Annotated in this window: 11 protein-coding genes; 8 read left to right on the top strand and 3 right to left on the bottom strand. The window is 64.3% G+C overall.

Annotated features, from left to right (window positions below):
* Nucleotides 1-14: 14 nt before the first annotated feature.
* On the bottom strand, nucleotides 15-1,181 hold the full coding sequence (locus VGH68_RS13725; RefSeq protein ID WP_331604181.1) for a sn-glycerol-3-phosphate ABC transporter ATP-binding protein UgpC: 1,167 nt from the start codon (nucleotides 1,179-1,181) through the stop codon (nucleotides 15-17).
* A 192-nt stretch (nucleotides 1,182-1,373) separates the two neighbouring features.
* Here VGH68_RS13725 and VGH68_RS13730 point away from each other — a divergent pair, with 192 nt between their 5' ends.
* The 5 genes from VGH68_RS13730 (at nucleotide 1,374) to VGH68_RS13750 (ending at nucleotide 7,040) form a co-directional block, all read left to right on the top strand.
* Nucleotides 1,374-2,420 (top strand): LacI family DNA-binding transcriptional regulator, encoded by a 1,047-nt coding sequence (locus VGH68_RS13730; protein ID WP_331604183.1) that lies wholly within the window; start codon nucleotides 1,374-1,376, stop codon nucleotides 2,418-2,420.
* Nucleotides 2,421-2,804: 384 nt separating this feature from the next.
* Nucleotides 2,805-3,809 carry a sugar ABC transporter substrate-binding protein gene (locus VGH68_RS13735; protein WP_331604184.1) on the top strand — a complete coding sequence of 335 codons (1,005 nt, stop codon included), beginning with the start codon at nucleotides 2,805-2,807 and terminating at the stop codon, nucleotides 3,807-3,809.
* Nucleotides 3,810-3,956: 147 nt separating this feature from the next.
* The gene (locus tag VGH68_RS13740) at nucleotides 3,957-4,946 is read left to right on the top strand and encodes an ABC transporter permease (RefSeq protein ID WP_331604185.1); all 990 of its coding nucleotides are present in this window, start codon (nucleotides 3,957-3,959) and stop codon (nucleotides 4,944-4,946) included.
* 19 nt (nucleotides 4,947-4,965) lie between these two features.
* Complete coding sequence (locus VGH68_RS13745; protein WP_331604186.1) at nucleotides 4,966-5,769, top strand: ATP-binding cassette domain-containing protein; 804 nt, start codon at nucleotides 4,966-4,968, stop codon at nucleotides 5,767-5,769.
* Between the two features lie 23 nt (nucleotides 5,770-5,792).
* On the top strand, nucleotides 5,793-7,040 hold the full coding sequence (locus VGH68_RS13750; RefSeq protein ID WP_331604187.1) for an ROK family transcriptional regulator: 1,248 nt from the start codon (nucleotides 5,793-5,795) through the stop codon (nucleotides 7,038-7,040).
* A 106-nt stretch (nucleotides 7,041-7,146) separates the two neighbouring features.
* Here VGH68_RS13750 and VGH68_RS13755 read toward each other — a convergent pair whose 3' ends face one another.
* The gene (locus VGH68_RS13755) at nucleotides 7,147-10,257 is read right to left on the bottom strand and encodes a transglycosylase domain-containing protein (protein ID WP_331604188.1); all 3,111 of its coding nucleotides are present in this window, start codon (nucleotides 10,255-10,257) and stop codon (nucleotides 7,147-7,149) included.
* 251 nt (nucleotides 10,258-10,508) lie between these two features.
* On the bottom strand, nucleotides 10,509-11,579 hold the full coding sequence (locus VGH68_RS13760) for a LysR family transcriptional regulator (RefSeq protein WP_331604241.1): 1,071 nt from the start codon (nucleotides 11,577-11,579) through the stop codon (nucleotides 10,509-10,511).
* A gap of 177 nt (nucleotides 11,580-11,756) precedes the next feature.
* Between VGH68_RS13760 and VGH68_RS13765 the strand changes: the two genes are divergently transcribed.
* The 3 genes from VGH68_RS13765 to VGH68_RS13775 all read left to right on the top strand — a co-directional run bounded on the left by VGH68_RS13765 (nucleotide 11,757) and on the right by VGH68_RS13775 (nucleotide 14,956).
* Complete coding sequence (locus VGH68_RS13765) at nucleotides 11,757-12,698, top strand: dihydrodipicolinate synthase family protein (protein ID WP_331604189.1); 942 nt, start codon at nucleotides 11,757-11,759, stop codon at nucleotides 12,696-12,698.
* 100 nt (nucleotides 12,699-12,798) lie between these two features.
* Nucleotides 12,799-14,088, top strand: coding sequence for an FAD-binding oxidoreductase (locus VGH68_RS13770; RefSeq protein WP_331604190.1), 1,290 nt, complete (start codon nucleotides 12,799-12,801; stop codon nucleotides 14,086-14,088).
* 148 nt (nucleotides 14,089-14,236) lie between these two features.
* Nucleotides 14,237-14,956, top strand: a complete 720-nt coding sequence (locus VGH68_RS13775; protein WP_331604191.1) for a TetR/AcrR family transcriptional regulator — start codon at nucleotides 14,237-14,239, stop codon at nucleotides 14,954-14,956.
* Nucleotides 14,957-14,965: the final 9 nt, after the last annotated feature.

Raw genomic sequence — 14,965 nt, forward strand, 5'->3', positions numbered from 1 at the left:
GTCCCCAATGTTCTTCAAGCGTAGTGTTCGACGGATTCGAGCGACGCGGCCGCGAAGCCGTCGTCGGTAAACAGATGGCAGGCAGTGCGCGGCACGCGCAGACTCGCGCTCTCACCGGGTGCGAGACGGGTCGCGCCGGGGGCCTTGGCGATCAGCACCGCGCCGCCGGGTTGATCGAGGTGAACGTAGCTGTGTTCGCCGAGTTGTTCGACGAGCGATACGCCGCGCGTGAGCACGCCATCGGCCGATGTTGCTGCCGACGCAGGCGCGGCTGCGTCGATGAACTCCAGATGCTCGGGACGCACACCGACGGTGACCGATTGCGCGATTTGCAACCCGTCCGCGCCCACGGGCACGAGCAGCGTTTCGCCGGTGTGATCGAGCGTCACAGCCACACCGTTGGCCTCGACCGACGCGACCTTGCCCGGCAGAAAATTCATCCGCGGCGAACCGATGAAGCCAGCCACGAAGCGGCTTTTCGGACGGTGATACAACTCGAGCGGTGCACCGATCTGCGCGATGCTGCCGCAGCGTTCCGTGTCATTACCCGAATGCAGCAACACGATCTTGTCGGCGAGCGTCATCGCTTCGATCTGATCGTGCGTCACGTAGACCACGCTCGCCTTCGCGAACTGCTTATGCAGACGCGCGATTTCGACGCGCGTCTGCCCGCGCAAGGTTGCATCGAGGTTGGACAGCGGTTCGTCGAAAAGAAATACGCCGGGCTCGCGCACGATCGCGCGGCCGATTGCGACGCGCTGCCTCTGCCCGCCGGACAAGGCCTTGGGCCGCCGCTCGAGCAATGCTTCAAGTTGCAGAATGCGGGCCGCTTCACGCACCTTGCGCTCGATTTCGTCTTTCGGCGTCTTCGCGAGCTTCAGCCCGAACGCCATGTTCTCGAATACGGACATATGCGGGAACAGCGCATAGCTCTGGAAGACCATCGCGACGCCGCGCTGCGCGGAGGGCACGTCGTTCACGATGCGCCCGTCGATCGACAGGTCGCCGTCCGTCACGTCTTCGAGACCGGCGATCATGCGCAACAGCGTGGACTTGCCGCAACCCGACGGTCCGAGGAACACGCAGAACTCGTTTGCGCCGATGTCCAGATCGACGTTGCGAATCACCGGCGCACCGTCGCCATACGCTTTCTGCACGCCTCGTAAGGAAATGCTCGCCATGTGATCGACTCCGTGATTTAATCGGCCGAAGTCGGAGATTAAGCGCTTAATCAGCAAGCCCGAAAAAATCGATCGCATGCGATCGCTGGGCTGTCTCCGATATCGTTTTGTCCGTCTGTTCGTCGACAGATGTTGCCGCGCCTTGCGTCGCGATGCAAATGACGGGCAGCCATCCCAGATATTAACGACATCATGACCACCCTCAGCGAAGTCGCGCGTCATGCCGGCGTCACGCCGGCCACGGTATCCAACGTGCTGCGCAACCGCGGCCGCGTCGGCGCGAGCACCCGGCAGCGCGTGCTCGATGCGGTCGAGGCGCTCGGCTACCGCCCGCATCTGGCTGCCCGCGCGCTCGCCGAGGGCCGGGCGCCGACGCTCGCGCTGATGGTGTCGAGCATCGCCAATCCCTTCTATCCGGAGTTCGCGCTCGCGGTCGAACGCGCGGCGCGCACGAGCGGCCATTTCGTGATCATCTGCAACACCAATGAGGATCCGCTGACCGGCCGCGCGTATCTCGAGCAGATCGCCGGCACGTTGTCAGAGGGCGTGCTGGTGACGAACGCGAACCTCGATTTCGCCGATCTGCACGCGACCGAAGCGCGCGGCACACCAGTCGTGCTGTGCATGTGGGAGCGCCCCAACGAGCCACCGGGTTTGCCGTGCGTCGCGGTCGATTTCTGTCTTGCCGGCGCACTGGCTGGCAAGCATCTGCTGGAACTGGGCCATCGGCGCGTGGGTGCCATCGTCGGCAGCAAAGCGTCGGGGATTCACGCTGCGCGTTATCAAGGTTTTGTCGACGCGCTGCGCGAGGCCGGTGTCACGAAGAACCGTGTGCGGCATGCGGCCGATACGATCCACGGCGGCTATGTTGCGGCGCGCGCGCTGCTCGAAGCCGATCCGCAACTGACCGCGATTTTCGTGACCAACGACCTGCCCGCGCTCGGCGCGATGCACGCAGCCGCGGATCTCGGCCTGCGCGTACCGGACGATCTGTCCGTGGTCGGCATTACCGATATTCAGCTCGCGCGCGAATCGCGCCCCCCGCTGACGACCGTTGCCGTGCCAACCGTCGAGGTCGCCGGGCTGGCGGTAGCGTTGCTGCGCGAGTTGATCGAGTCGTCGTATGGGCAGGCGGGACGCGGTACGCAACCTGTGCCGATGCGGATTTCGTCCGAGCCCAAGCTCGTCGTCCGGGCATCGACCGCCCCGCCGCGTCCGCCTTTGCAGCGACGCAATTAGCGCGCGCATTTCAAAACACGCTGAATCACTGCTGACTGGCGCACTCCATCGGTCGACTCAACGCCGCTAACGCACCGTTAGCCTTTCAAAACAGTTTCAACGGAGTCAGGACTTTCCCGAAGTCCCGGCTCGTCTCGTTGCGTCGCACCAAACCGTGTGAGCCTTTCTCCACAAGCCGCACCGTCCTAACGCCAATTTGCATGCGGCTAATTCCGCCCATCGCGTTCGCTTGACGATTGCCGCTGCGCCTGCTGTACTAAATCAACCAGAGTGATTTAGGCGACCCAAATCGCCGCGCCGCGCGCCAGGCAGTCCGCCAGAGGTGTCGCGCATGTCATCGCCATAAATTCGTCACGTCATTGCCCATCATCGGAGGAGCGTTCCATGAAGCTGAATACCCGTCGGCATTCTGTCGCCAGCAGCATCGTGTCAATGTGCGTCGCGGCATCCGCAGTGTGGTGCGCAAGCGCGAGTCAGGCGGCCGATCAGCCTGTCATCGGCCTCGTCACGAAGACCGACACGAATCCGTTCTTCGTGAAGATGCGCCAGGGCGCCGAAGCCGAGGCATCGAAAGACGGCGCGAAACTGATGACCGCCGCCGGCAAGTTCGATGGCGACAACGCGAGCCAGGTCACCGCGATTGAAAACATGATGACGGCTGGCGCCAAAGCGATTCTGATCACGCCGAGCGATACCAAAGCGATCGTGCCGAGTATTAAAAAGGCGCGCGCGGCGGGCGTGATGGTGATCGCGCTCGACACCCCGACGCAGCCGCAAGATGCGACCGATGCGCTGTTCGCGACCGACAACTTCAAGGCCGGCGTACTGATCGGCGAATACGCGAAGGCCGCGATGAACGGCAAGCCCGCGAAGATTGCGACGCTCGATCTGGCGCCGGGCGTGTCGGTCGGCGTGCTGCGCCATAACGGCTTTCTGCAAGGCATGGGCGTGAAGGAAGGCGATGCGTCGATCGTTTGCAGCCAGGACACGCGCGGCGACCAGGCGAAGGGCCAGACGGCGATGGAGAACTGCCTGCAAAAAGCACCGGACATCAACGTCGTGTACACGATCAACGAACCGGCCGCGGCGGGTGCATACCGCGCGCTGAAGGCGGCGGGCAAGGACAAGAGTGTGATGATCGTATCGATCGACGGCGGTTGCGAAGGCGTGCGCAACGTGAAGGCCGGCGCGATCGCCGCGACCTCGCAGCAGTATCCGCTGAAGATGGCCGCGCTCGGTGTGAACGCGGGCGTCGAATATGCGAAGACCGGCAACAAGGTGTCCGGCTACAAGGACACCGGCGTCACGCTGATTACCGACAAGCCGATGTCGGGCATCGACAGCAAGGACACGAAGTTCGGCCTCGATAACTGCTGGGGCAACAAGTAACGCGTACTGCAAACGCGGCCCGCGATGGCGGGTCGCCACTGGATTTGCCGCGTGATCGACGGCTGGGCTGCACATGAGCTCCGTTTGAGTTTCTTGTGAGCCTCGCCCCTCCCTCCCGGTCACGCTCATGTATCGAGGACTGCCATCATGTCGACTCCTTCCGCGCCCGCCGGCCGGCCGCGCCCGTCTTTCACCGAACACCTGCCTTCGCTGGCCGAAGCCGGACCGCTGATCGCGCTGATTCTGGCTTGCGCGTTCTTCATCTCGCAGAGCAGCCGTTTTCTGTCGTTCCAGAACCTGTCGCTGATCCTGCAACAGACGATGGTCGTCGCGGTCATCGCGATCGGCCAGACGCTGATCGTGCTGACCGGTGGCATCGATCTGTCGTGCGGGATGGTGATGGCCTTCGGCTCGATCATCATGACCAAGTTCGCGGTCGTGCTCGGCGTGCCGCCGGTTCTCGCGATTCTGTGCGGCGTCGCCGCGAGCACGCTGTTCGGCCTGTTGAACGGGCTGCTGATCACGCGCATCAAACTGCCGGCGTTCATCGTCACGCTGGGCACGTTGAACATCGCTTTCGCGCTCACGCAGATCTATTCGAACGCGGAAAGCGTGTCGAACCTGCCCGACGCGATCATGTTCTTCGGCAACACGTTCAGGCTCGGACCGGCCGAAGTCACGTATGGCACCGTGCTCACGTTGCTGATGTATCTGGGCACATGGTTCGTGCTGCGCGACACGGTACCGGGGCGGCACCTGTATGCGCTCGGCAACAACGCGGAGGCCGCGCGGCTGATGGGCCTGTCGTCGCAGCGGATCCTGCTGACCGTGTACACGCTCGCCGGCGCGATCTACGGGATCGCCGCGCTGCTGTCGGTGTCGCGCACCGGCGTCGGCGATCCGCAAGCGGGGCAAACCGAAAACCTCGACAGCATTACCGCGGTCGTGCTCGGCGGCACGAGTCTGTTCGGCGGACGCGGTTCGATCGTCGGTACGCTGCTTGGCGCGCTGATCGTGGGCGTGTTCCGCAATGGCCTGACGCTGATCGGCGTGTCGTCGGTGTACCAGGTATTGATCACGGGCATGCTCGTGATTCTCGCGGTCGCCGCCGACAAACTCTCGCACCGTGGCCGTTGAGCCCTCATAGGAGCCTGTCATGTCGACACCTAACGCCACCTCGGCTGCCACCGCGATGCCGGTTCTGCAAGCGCGCGGACTCGTCAAACGTTATGGCAATGTGACCGCGCTCGACGGTTGCGATTTCGAAGTACTGCCCGGTGAAATTCTCGCGGTGATCGGCGACAACGGCGCGGGCAAGTCGTCGCTGATCAAGGCCTTGTCCGGTGCGACGGTGCCCGACGAAGGCGAGATCCTGCTCGACGGCAAGCCGGTCAGATTTCGCAGTCCGCTCGATGCGCGCGCGCAAGGCATCGAAACCGTGTATCAGGAACTCGCGGTCGCGCCCGCGATGAGCATCGCCGAAAACCTGTTTCTCGCGCGCGAACTGGTGAAGCCGGGCTGGCGCGGCTCGCTGTTCAAGATGATCGACAAGCGCCGCATGCTGGACGAAGCGACCGCGCATATGAAGGACCTGCAGATCGGCATCCGCTCGATGCGGCAGGCGGTCGAAACCTTGTCCGGCGGCCAGCGCCAGGGTGTCGCGGTCGCGCGCAGCGCGGCGTTTGCGCGGCACGTGGTGATTCTCGACGAACCGACCGCCGCGCTCGGCGTGAAGGAAGGCAACATGGTGCTGGAACTGATCAGGCGCGTGCGCGAGCGCGGCCTGCCGGTGATCCTGATCAGCCATAACATGCCGCATGTGTTCGAACTCGCCGACCGCATCCATATCCAGCGGCTCGGCCGGCGCGCGGCGCTCGTCAATACGAAGGACATCCATATGTCGGAGGCGGTCGCGATCATGACCGGCGCGAAAGAAGCCGACGTCAAGGCGATTGCCTGATGCGCGTCTAAGCCGATCCGACGATGGATACCACCGGCACCGGTGCCAAAGCCCGCTCGCCCGCCAAACGCACAGTTGGCTCGAATCAGGTCGGCATGCGGCAATTCAACGAGCGTATCGTGCTGCAAACGGTCCGCCTGCATGGGCCGTTGCCGAAAGCCGACGTGGGCCGCCTCACGCGTCTTTCGATGCAGACGGTGTCGATGATCGTCGACCGGCTGATCGACGACGGTCTGCTCGAAAAGCAGGCGCGCGTGCGCGGCCGGATTGGTCAGCCGTCGGTGCCGATCGCATTGCGCGCGGACGGTGCGTATACGATCGGCATCAAGGTTGGACGCCGCAGCCTCGATGTGCTGGCGATGGATTTTGCCGGCCGCGTCGTGAGCCGTGACGTGTTCGAGTATGCATATCCCGATCCGCGCGCGCTCTTTCCCGCGCTCGAAAGCAAGCTGTCGCGCGTGCATCGGACACTCGGCGCGCAAGCGGGCAAGGTGGTCGGCGTGGGCGTCGCGGCGCCGCTATGGCTTGGTGGCTGGCGGGATTTTCTCGGCGCGCCGCCCGATGCGCTCGAAGCATGGCATGACATCGATCTGCGCGCGCGCATCGCGACGATGACGGGCCTGCCGGTCGAGTTCGCGAAAGACACCACGGCGGCCTGTGCGGCCGAACTCGTGATGGGCCAGGGCCGTGGCATCCACAACTTTCTGTATCTGTTCGTCGGCACGTTCATCGGCGGCGGTCTGGTAATCGACGGGCACTTGCATGGCGGCCCGCACGACAACGCTGGCGCGGTCGGCTCCATTCCGCTGCGCGAAGGCAGCGCGCGCAAACCCGCGCGGCAATTGCTGCATGCGGCCTCGGGCTTCGTGCTCGAGAAGCTGTTCAGCGACGCGGGGGCGCCGGCTGCCGCCGCGCACGATCATCGCGCGCTGTCGCCGGAACTCTGGCGATATACCGAGCAATGGCTCGACAGCGCGTGCCCGGCGATCGCCAACGCGCTGACCAATGCGGCTGCATTGCTCGATCTCGAAGCCGTCGTGATCGACGGCGAACTCGACCGGCAACTGCTGCGCGAAATCATTCGCCGCACCGAGCGCGTGCTCGATCGTTTCGAATGGGAGGGGATGGTGCGCCCGCAACTGCTCGAAGGCGCGATCGGCGCGGATGCCCGCGCGATGGGCGGTGCGATTCTGCCGCTCTATGCGCATTTCGCGCCGGTGCATGAGCTGTTTCTGAAGCCGGCGGCGGATACCAGTTATGACGAACCTTGAGCGACCGTTCTTTCGTTCGTGAAGCTTGTCGATAACAGACGGTCTCTCAGATTCCAACGTTGCCGCGCCAGCCTTCTCTCGCTTGCAAGCTTCGATAACAACGCGGCTACTGCCTGGCAACCTTCGTGTCGGCCGGCTGCGCTTCGGCCCGCACCGGGACGGCCTGCTTGGCGGGAACATCGAGCAACGGCTGCAACGCCGGCGCCATCGACTTCAGCAACTGCACGGCCAATGCACTCGTAAACTCATAGTGTGCGGCATACGGTTCGTGGACCCACGCGGTCAGCGTGCCGTAGAAACGATCGCCGAGCGCGAACACGAAGGTCGCGCTGCGATTCACCTTGTGCGACTCGATAAGCCGCGCGCCTTTCGCGTACACATTCAGGCGCTGATCGCCGGTCCCGGTCTTGCCGTAGACGTCGAGCGTCTTGCCGTCCGGAAACGTCATGCCCTGCGCGAGACGCCTCGCGGTGCCGCCCGTCACGACGTCGCGCAACAGCATCCGGACCTCGCTGGCGATCTCCGGCGATACCTGCTGCTCCGGTGCTATCGCTGCGCGCCGGAAATGCGTTTCGTACGGCGTGTCTTTCGCGAAGTCGATTTGCGTGAGCGTTTCGGTTGGCACTTTTTTGCCGTCGTTCTCGATCACGCCGATCAGTTGCGCGAGCGCCGCGGGCCGGTCGCCCGATGCACCGATCGCCGCCGCATACGACGGCGTGAGGTTCGCGAACGGGTAACCGAGCGCCTGCCACGACTTGCCGATCGCGTCGTACGCACGCAGTTCGACCATGCGTTTGATGCGGCGATCCTGAGTCGCGTGGTAGCGGGTTTTGAACAGCCACGAGTAGGTGGACAGGCGCACGTCCTGGCTCGCGCTCTGCACCTGCGCGAGGGTTGCGTCCGGATGCGCGCGCAGATAGTTGAGCGTCCACAGTTCGAGCGGATGCACGCTGGAGATATAGCCGCGGTCGTTCAGATTGAAACGGTCGATCCCGTACTTGGTGTAGAGATTCGCGAGGTCTTCGTCGTCGAGCATCGAAGCGGCCGGCGTGTTCTTCAACGCCGCGCGCATCATCCGGTTGAACCATGCGTCGGATTCATCGGGCGCGACGCTGCGCAATACGGTCGCGACTTTCGGCGGTGACTTGCGCACGCCGAGCAGCAACAGCGTGAGCGCCTGGTCGGGTGGCTTGCCGTGATACTTCGTGTAAAAGCGTTTCATATACACGCGGCTTTCCTGATCGGCGAAACGCGTGAGGTACATCTTGCGGACCGCCGGATCGCCGAGCCATTGCGATGACGCTCCGGTCGTCTGCACCGTCTCGTAGTGGACGATGTCGCGCATCAGCCGCACGAACACGAGGTTCACCGAATGCTGAAACGCGCGATGCACGGTCAGGACGCGGCTGTTGTCGTCGGACTCGAAGTTCGTGAAGCTCTGCGCGCCACCGCCGGTATAGAAGGTTTCGCCGGGACTCGCCGAGTATTTGCGTTCGACGGCGGCATCGAGCATCGGCTGCAACGAATGGTCGCGCGTGTGCAGCAGATAGTCGAGTGCCCAGCGCGTGAGCCGATCGTTCGGATCGGGGTTGACGGCCTTCAGTTCCGCATTGCTCAGCGAGCCGTAGCGCGCATGCAGGTCGGAGACGATCTGCAGATACGTGACCACGGTGCGCAGCTTCGCGGTCGAACCGAGATTCAGACGCGCGCCGGAATTGATGTCGAACGGCTGGTTCACGCTATCGGTCTGCACCCGCACGAGATTGGCGTTGCCGTGCCGCTCGAACAGCGTGAAGCTGTAAGCGATATGCGACGGGTCGTCGGACGCGCGCAGCATTTCGAACCCGACGAGTCCAGCGGCTTTCGCGCCATCGCGTGTCGCGGCGGCGGCGAGCCGTTCGGCGACCGCCTGCTGCACGGCATTGTTCAACGTGCCTAGCGCCTGCGCGTCGAGGCGATCGAGTTCGTAGAAGCTACGCACGCCGAGCGCCGCAAGCAAGTGCGAGCGCATCGACGTCACCGCCTTGCGCGACACGAACGAGCTGGTATCCGGCGCGCGTGCGGACGCACGATGCAGATCGACGTGCGCGGCCAGCGCCGCATCGCGCAACGGCGCCGATATCACGTCGCCGCTCGCGAGCAGCCGTAAATAGCTGTCGGTCAACCGTTCGAGTTCGGGATAGCCGCGCTGCAGGAAAAACGACGGCGCGCGCTGCGCGATCATCAAGGACAGCACCTCGCGAAATGCAAGGCCCTGGTCAGGCAGATTCGCGTCGGTCGACGGCGCTTTCAGCAGGCGGTTGGTGTCGCGGAAATCGCGTCCATACCACGCGGCGAGGCCGTCGCCGATGCCGTTGATTTCGCCGACGCCCGGCTGCGCGGCAAGCGGTACCGAATTCAGATAATGGACGACGATCTGCTGCCGCGCGGGCAGCGTCTGCGGGCCGTTCAGATACGCCCGCACTGAAGCGGACGCGATTTGCCGCAATTTTTCGGGTGGCGTCGCGGTGCGGCCGCCGGCCGAGTGGCGGAATTTCTCGATCTGCGTCGCGAGCGTGCTGCCGCCCGGCGCCTGCTGATGGTGGTTGACCAGACGCGCACCCTGATCGACCAGCGCGCGGCTGAAACGCCCCCAGTCGATCGCGGGATTACGGTTCGGCTGACTCGGATCGAGCAGATAGCGGTCTTCGATAAACAGCAGCGAGTTCACGACCAGCGGCGGAATCGCGTCGAAACTTGCGTAGACGCGGCCCGGAAACTGCACGCTGAAAAGCGCTGCGCCGGTGCCGTCGAACAGTTGCAGACCAGCGGTGTCCTTTTCTTCGTAGGGCAGGAAAAGACCATCGTCGGCGAGCGACAGCATCCGCTCGGAACCGCGCGCCTGCGAGCTGATTTCAAAGCCGCGTTGCAATAGGCGCTGCTGGATGGCCGGCAGCAGCGCGTAACCGAGCCGCGTGTCGTACGGACCTTTGTCTGTTTGCGGGAAACGGATCGAAGGGCTGGCACCTTCGTCGACGGAGAAAGCCACGTCGCGGGTCAATTCGGAAAGGTAGTGCGCCTGCAGCCGCGAGGTTTCAATCTCGATCTGCGCGACGCGCGCAAGCAGCGCCAGCGCAGCGACGAATACCGCCGCGAACCCCCATTTGAGCCATCTCCAACTCCGCCCCGGTACGGTGCCGGTTGCGCGAAGCGGAAACCGAAGCGGTGGCCGATTCATGGCTGCTCTCCCCGAGCGATCGCCAGGCTGCCGGGCCTGGCTCACTGCATTCGAAGCAGTGTAGCGCGGAACGAGAAACCGCCATCGGTTCGTGTTTACCCCACAGTGTCGCCGCTACAACACCTGCCGGCAGCGGATGGCAAAACGCGAAGCGGCGTGAGATATTGAAGATCTCTCACGCCATCAAAAACCGCCGCTCCGGGCGGTTTTTCGTTTTCGGGCCGGCTTCGCCGCGGGTTTATCGGGGTCTTTCAGAGACTGGGCGCACGCTTCGCCGGATTCGCCGCGCGCTGCTGCGGCTTAGTGTGATTTCTCGCTGGCTGCCTGGGTTGCCCGTTCGTTTGCGCCTTCGTTTGGGGGTTCGTTTGCGGGCTCACGCCACCGCGCGCTTTCGGCTGCGTCTGTGCGCGCAAAAGCGCGATAAAACGCTCCGCCGGCGGCGACAGCACGCCGCCCTTGCGCGTGACGATGCCGAAAGTCTGCGACGGCGATTTGAGCGTGACCGGCACGATGCGCAGCATCTTGTGCCGCACGAACGGTCCGGCAATCGCGCTCGGCAAAAGCGACACCAGTTCGGCGCTGTCTTGCAGCAGCGCGACCGTCACAAAGGTGGAAGCCGTCGAAATCGAATTGTCCGGCATGTCGAGGCCGGCAAGATCCATCTCGCGTTCTAGCAGCGCCTGCAACGGCATATGCGACGGATACATCACCCACCGATGCCCGGCGAGATCGTGCAGCGTCATATTGCGACGCGGCAACGGCGCATGGCGATAGCCGACTACCACCGATAGCGGCTCGTCGCCGAGCGGCCGATACTGATACTTCGACGGATCGGCCGCGACCGCCGCGCGACCCACGACCAGATCGAGCCGGCCATCGTCGAGCTGCGCGAGCATCCGCGCGCTCGTATCTTCCATCACTTCGATCGACAGATCCGGCTGCGCGGCGTGCAACTCGTTCAGCGCTGGCACCACGCAGTCGGGAATCGCGCCCATGATCGCGCCGACCGCTAGCCGCCCGCCGCGCCCGGCGCGTATTTCGGCGACGTCCTGACAGAGCGCGGTGAGGTCGGTGGTCACGACACGGGCGTAGCGAATCACGCAATGACCTAGCTGATTCGGGATCATGCCGCTTTTCGAGCGCTCGAAAAGCGGCGCGTCGAGCATCGATTCGAGTTCCTGTAGTGACTTGCTCGCCGCCGATTGTGTCATCGACATCACGCCAGCGGCCTTGTGCAGCGACTTGTGGTCGTCGAGCGCGATCAGCAGATGCAGCTGCTTCATCCGCAGTTTGGACAGCAGGACATTCAACGTGTCTTTCATCGCGCGTGACAGATAGGTGAGATAACAGGTGAGTCGCAAAAGCGATCACCCTATGGAAACAATTCAATATACCTGTGGCTCGCGGCAACGTATAGTCGGCGGCACAGGCATTTACTTGCGCTGCCCTTCGCGGCTACGCACCTATCACGAACCGCAGCCACCACTCCGACAACGCCCATGAGCCAGCCCACCCACTCCGCCGCAAAGACCGCCCTGCGCGGCGTTTTCCCCGTCGTGCCGACGATCTTCGACGACGCGGGCCGCCTCGATCCCGAAGGCCAGAAACGCTGCATCGACTTCATGATCGACGCCGGTTCGAACGGCCTGTGCATTCTCGCGAACTTCTCCGAGCAATTTGCGCTATCCGACGACGAGCGCAACACGGTGATGCATCTCGCGCTCGAACGCGTCGCGGGCCGTGTGCCGGTAATCGTCACGACCACGCATTTCAGCTCGCACCAGTGCGCCGAGCGCAGCCGCGCCGCGCAGGACGCGGGCGCCGCGATGGTGATGGTGATGCCGCCTTATCACGGCGCGACGATTCGCATCGGCGAGCGCGGCATCGACGAGTTCTATCGCAGGGTGTCCGACGCGATCCAGATTCCGATCATGATCCAGGATGCGCCGGTCAGCGGCACTGCATTGTCCGCGCCGTTTCTCGCCCGCATGGCGCGCGAAATCGACAACGTGTCGTACTTCAAGATCGAAACGCCGCAGGCCGCCAACAAGCTGCGCGAGCTGATCGAACTGGGCGGCGACGCTGTGGTGGGACCATGGGATGGCGAGGAAGCGATCACGCTGATGGCCGATCTTGATGCCGGTGCGACCGGTTCGATGACCGGCGGTGGCTATGCGGACGGCATCCGGCTGATCGTCGATGCGTACGCGGCCGGCGACACCGAAGCGGCCGCCGCGCATTATCAGCGATGGTTGCCGCTGATCAACTACGAAAATCGCCAGGGCGGGCTCGCGTCGTGCAAGGCGCTGATGAAGGAAGGCGGCGTGATCCGCTCGGACGCCGTGCGGCATCCGCTACCGGCAATGCATCCCGCGACGCGCGAAGGGCTGCTGAAAATCGCACGGCGGCTCGATCCGCTGGTGCTGCGCTGGGGTCACTGAAGCGCATCGACACGCATGGGGATGCAGGCAGGCCGTGCCGCGTGGTGAGTGCCGCGGCGGCGCTGGACTGCGGCACACGATTGCCGCTAACCTAGCCCTCATGCAAAGTTTCTACGAAGCCACCGTCACCCGCTCCCGCGCTTATGCGCCGCTCAACGGCCGGCGCGCCGCCGACGTCTGCATCATCGGCGGCGGACTGGCGGGACTCTCCACTGCGTTGGGCCTTGCCGAGCGCGGCGTCGCAGACGTCGTCGTGCTCGAAGCGCAGCAGGTCGGTTTCGGCGCGTCGGGACGCAACGGCGGATTCGTGTTCGGCGGCTACAGCCTCGATTGCGCGGACCTGCTGAAAACGCTCGGCCCGCTGCGCGCGCGCGAACTCTATGAGCTGACCACGAACGCCGTCGATCTGATGCGCACGCGCATCGCGCGCTACCGGATCGATTGCGACGCGACCGACGCCGGCGTGATCCTGGCCAATTGGTTCGACGAACCCGCGCGGCTCGAAACCCATCGGCGCCTGATGCACGATTCGTTCGGCGTGGAGTGGGAGCCGATTTCTCCGGGCGAACTCGCGTCGCAACTGAAAACCGACCGCTATCACGGCGGCCTGTTCGAGCGCAACGCGTTCCACTTTCATCCGCTCAAATACGTGCTCGGTGTTGCCGCGGCGGCCGCGCAGGCGGGCGTGACGATTCATGAACGCTCGCCGGTCGTGAGTTTGCAGCGCGACGGCGCGGGCTTCGTCGTGCAAACGCCGCACGGTGCGCTCGACGCGCGCCACGTCGTGATGGCAGGCGGGGGCTACGCGCGCAACGTGTATGCGCGCGTCGAACGCGCGGTCTTGCCGATCGCCACCTACGTGATGGCGACTGAACCGCTCGGCGCGCGTCTGCAGCACGCGATCGGCACACGCGCGGCGGTCTACGACACGCGCTTCGCATTCGACTACTACAGGCCGCTACCGGACACGCGCATCGTGTGGGGCGGCCGCATCTCGGTGCGCGAGCGCGAGCCCGACGCGATTGCACGGCTACTGCGGCAGGATCTGCTGAAGGTTTATCCGCAATTGCACGACGTGCGCATCGAGCATGCGTGGGGCGGCCTGATGAGCTATGCGCGGCACAAGATGCCGCAGATCGGCCGCAGCACGGACGGCGTCTGGTACGCCGTCGGCTTTGGCGGGCACGGGATGGCGCCGACCACCGTGTCCGGTGAACTGCTGGCCGCGGCGATCGCCGGCGAACGGCCGGTGCCCGACGCGTTCGCGACCTTTGGGCTGACACGCGCGTACGGCGCGCTCGGCCTCGCCGCCGCGCAACTGACCTACACGGCGATGCAGACACGCGACTCGTTCGCCGCGCGGCGCCGGTCCGTGCGAGCGTCCGTCTGACGGCTGGCTGACGGGCGTCTCAGCCGCGTTATCGGCCCACGCGCCGCGCGTGAGGCGGCATCAAGACGTCCGCGGTTATGCCCGAAACCCCCGCCAGAGGCGGATTTCACCATGCTAGAATGCGCGGTCACCGCCGCTCGAATCCACAATGAAAAAGGGAAGCAAGGCCGCCGGGCCTGATACCACCGGCATCGCGTCCGGCTCGCCGAACGCCGACGCGAGACACACCGGCACCCGCCGGGCCGACGCCCGGCGCAAGTACGATCCCGAGCAGACCAAGCGCAATATCCTCGACGTCGCGACCCAGGAGTTCTCCGCAATGGGACTGACGGGCGCGCGCGTCGACGCGATCGCGGAACGCACGAACACCACCAAGCGCATGCTGTACTACTACTTCGGCAGCAAGGAAGGGTTGTACCAGGCGGTGCTGGAAAAGGTGTATGGAGACATTCGCGCGCTCGAGCAGGACCTGCACATCAGCGAACTCGATCCGCTCGAAGGCATGCGCGCGCTGGTCGAATTCACGTTCGACTATCACGACCGCCAACGCGACTTCGTACGCCTCGTGACGATCGAAAATATTCATGGCGCGAAATACGTCGAGCAGGTCAAGACGTTCAAAGGCCGCAACGTCACCGTCATTCATACGATCGAGGATCTGCTCGCGCGCGGGATCGCCGCCGGACAGTTCCGCGACGATATCGATCCGATCGATCTGCATCTGATGATCAGTTCGCTGTGCTTTCATCGCGTGGGCAACCGGCATACGTTCGGTACCGCGTTCGGGCGCGACCCGTCGCATCCGCGTTTGCGGGCGCGGCATCGGGCGATGATCGTCGATGCGGTCTTACGGTTTGTGAAAAAGTAAGATCGGAGC

Origin of the sequence: Paraburkholderia sp., from assembly GCF_036488505.1 — a bacterium.
Lineage (GTDB): Bacteria > Pseudomonadota > Gammaproteobacteria > Burkholderiales > Burkholderiaceae > Paraburkholderia.

Coding starts and splice junctions, on each gene's coding strand:
- VGH68_RS13725 (WP_331604181.1), bottom strand. CDS start 1,181: ATGGCGAGCATTTCCTTACGAGGCGTGCAGAAAGCGTATGGCGACGGT.
- VGH68_RS13730 (WP_331604183.1), top strand. CDS start 1,374: ATGACCACCCTCAGCGAAGTCGCGCGTCATGCCGGCGTCACGCCGGCC.
- VGH68_RS13735 (WP_331604184.1), top strand. CDS start 2,805: ATGAAGCTGAATACCCGTCGGCATTCTGTCGCCAGCAGCATCGTGTCA.
- VGH68_RS13740 (WP_331604185.1), top strand. CDS start 3,957: ATGTCGACTCCTTCCGCGCCCGCCGGCCGGCCGCGCCCGTCTTTCACC.
- VGH68_RS13745 (WP_331604186.1), top strand. CDS start 4,966: ATGTCGACACCTAACGCCACCTCGGCTGCCACCGCGATGCCGGTTCTG.
- VGH68_RS13750 (WP_331604187.1), top strand. CDS start 5,793: ATGGATACCACCGGCACCGGTGCCAAAGCCCGCTCGCCCGCCAAACGC.
- VGH68_RS13755 (WP_331604188.1), bottom strand. CDS start 10,257: ATGAATCGGCCACCGCTTCGGTTTCCGCTTCGCGCAACCGGCACCGTA.
- VGH68_RS13760 (WP_331604241.1), bottom strand. CDS start 11,579: ATGAAAGACACGTTGAATGTCCTGCTGTCCAAACTGCGGATGAAGCAG.
- VGH68_RS13765 (WP_331604189.1), top strand. CDS start 11,757: ATGAGCCAGCCCACCCACTCCGCCGCAAAGACCGCCCTGCGCGGCGTT.
- VGH68_RS13770 (WP_331604190.1), top strand. CDS start 12,799: ATGCAAAGTTTCTACGAAGCCACCGTCACCCGCTCCCGCGCTTATGCG.
- VGH68_RS13775 (WP_331604191.1), top strand. CDS start 14,237: ATGAAAAAGGGAAGCAAGGCCGCCGGGCCTGATACCACCGGCATCGCG.